Origin of the sequence: Bartonella sp. AU15XJBT (assembly GCF_028618615.1) — a bacterium.
Taxonomy (GTDB): Bacteria; Pseudomonadota; Alphaproteobacteria; order Rhizobiales; family Rhizobiaceae; genus Bartonella.
Window position 1 is genome coordinate 1 of sequence record NZ_JAQITG010000075.1, and the last position, 2,651, is coordinate 2,651.

General features: G+C 42.5%; 2 protein-coding genes. One reads left to right on the plus strand and one right to left on the minus strand.

Going from position 1 to position 2,651, the window contains the following annotated elements; all coding sequences use genetic code 11:
• Positions 1 to 398, minus strand: a 398-nt coding sequence (locus PVV57_RS10005) for a hypothetical protein (RefSeq protein ID WP_273784010.1), incomplete at its 3' end; no start/stop codon positions are given.
• A gap of 985 nt (positions 399 to 1,383) precedes the next feature.
• Between PVV57_RS10005 and PVV57_RS10010 the strand changes: the two genes are divergently transcribed.
• Entirely contained in the window at positions 1,384 to 1,899 is a 516-nt protein-coding gene (locus PVV57_RS10010) for a short-chain dehydrogenase (RefSeq protein WP_273784011.1), read from the plus strand.
• Positions 1,900 to 2,651 lie beyond the last annotated feature (752 nt).

Consider the following 2,651-nt stretch of genomic DNA (forward strand, 5'->3'; position numbering starts at 1 on the left):
CCCCCCAGCCGCAACAAACAGCCACCTCGCCTCCACAAACAACACCCCCACCGCCACAAACAACCACCCCAGCCTCCACAAACAGCCACCCCAGCCTCCACAAACAACCACCCCAGCCTCCACAAACAGCCACCCCAGCCTCCACAAACAGCCACCTCGCCTCCACAAACAACCACCCCAGCCTCCACAAACAGCCACCTCGCCTCCACAAACAACCACCCCAGCCTCCACAAACAGCCACCCCACTCCACGGACAACCACCTCGCCCCCACGGACACCCACCCCACGCCCCACGACAAGCCACACCATTGGCGGCTGCAACAGCCTATTCTTGCTGCTGCCATAACAACCTTTTTGAGAATGTTCATAAAAGGCATTTTTATTCTTCTCTCAGCCATTTCCCCCTCCTCCCACTTCATGACATGCAAGAAAGTGATTTATGCAATCTAAAAAATTCAATCTAATAAAATTTACAATGAGAACATCTTAACGCACTCTCATGCAACGAAGAGCCAATGATCATAAACATTCACAATAGAGCTCTTTCATTTTCATTGGAGATCTTGCAAGCCAATAGACGATCCCTCTGAAACAACTCTTTTTGTGATAAAGTGTTTTAGCATGAATGAAAGTGCCAACGTTTTCTTTCAAGTTTTAGGTGTTTTTTTAAACAATACTGTTAAAGTCGCTTCATTCGATCACCATGCGATACAAACACAATGGCTCTTTATAAACAGCATGATGATATGCATCATTTTTTTACAATCCACCATAAGCCTTGCATAAGACTTATCATGAAAAAGGGGAAAGCTTTTGAATAGAGCAATTGTTTTGGGGTCTGTGCGTCAACTTTCATGAATATTAGCCAATTATTTAGCGGATTGCCTCGTGAAGCGGGGTACATCCCTTCATTGGGTTGATTTGCGTGCCCCCCCCTTGCCGATAACAAATCCAGATCATCATCAAGATGAGACTCATTTCCAAGTGCTGCGGTCCGCCAGTTTGTCAAAACCATCGCAGCGGCTCGAGGGTATTCTTCTCACAAGTCCCCTTTATCAAGGCTCATATTGAAACGTTTTAAAAAATTCTCTTGATAATTTAGCCTATAATGCCTTTTTAAATAACCCTGTTGGGCTTATCTCTCATAGGAGAACCACCCCAAAATGTGCATAACCGTGTGAGCATCTATTGCTGCTAGTGCACACGCTTTATGGGTATGCCCTCCAATGTCAAATCGCCTCTTCCAACGAGGATTTTGCATCAAATGACGAAGGTTGTACTTGGCAAGTTATAAGTAAAGAGATACAAACACGTTGTGAATGACTTTCTGATGAAAAGTGCACATTTTTAAAGCAACGCGCTTCAAGCAAAGAGGGAGGGGACATGAAAAAAAAGGAACCGCACTATCGTTATCTAATCGTAGGGGGCACAGGGATGCTTGCTCCTTTGTGTCAATCTCTAGCGCCAAAAGAAGCCATTATCGCCGCACGCTTTCTTTCGCATAAAGTCCAGTTTGAAGCGTTGCAAAAACAGCATATGTGCGTACCGTTGAATTATGATTGTGCAACATCACGAACACAATTTTTAGAAGCTGTGAGCCAATGGCGTGATCTAAAATATTGCGTATTATGGCTTCATTCGCCCGCCCATGCATTTTCTTGCGCGTTAATTGAGCAGTTGGCTCTTTTGCCTCACCCCCCGTGTATTCTTCATATTTTTGGTTCCAACACTCATGATCAAATGATTATTGAGTGCGCACACAAAAACAAGGTTGATTTCATCCCCATTCATTTAGGACAAAAAACAACATCAAAAGGTTTACGCTGGCTACCCCATAAGGAGATAAGCCAACAAATCCTGGACACCATAAAATACCACATGAAAAAACAAAATGTATAATTCAATCCCTACTTTTTCTTTTTTGACAAAGCAGGCCCGCTTGGTTTTACAGTTCTGCATTTTTACGATTTTACTTATTTACAGAAAAAAGCAAATTTCCAATAACCATCCCCATTGAAGCCTATTGATTGGCATCAGGCCCCTTCAAACAAAGGCAAACGTAAAATGAAAAACACCGTATGACACTATGCCCCTATGCCCTCTCTAAAAGCCGTAAAGCAATAGCATGATCTAAAATGATGCCTCTCCTCATAACGAATACGATACACACTTTTTCAGCACAGCGTCTCATCGCCGCGTGACCTTGTGATATGACATCAAGCATCTGATAAAAGAAATATACAATGCCACAACAGCTATCGTTCAAAAAATTATCAAGGATTATCCAAAGCACAGAAAAAGACTACTGCAAATCAAAGTCATGATGCTCCGACTCTATTGAGAAAAAAGCATCCCTTTCCAGTTTCACAATTTTGCTCATTTACACAAAACAGCAGAGAGCTGATAAACATTCCAAGCCTATCGCTTTAATCCCTCTTCAAACAAAGGCAAACATAACATAAAAATACACCGTATGACATCATACTCCCTATGCACCCTTCAAAACCATGAAGGAATAGCTTGATCTAAAATGATGCCTCTCCTCATAACGAATACGATACACACTTTTTCAGCACAGCGTCTCATCGCCGCGTGATTTCATTGTAAAATTCAAACGTTTAATAAAAAAGCAAACAACACACCGCACATGC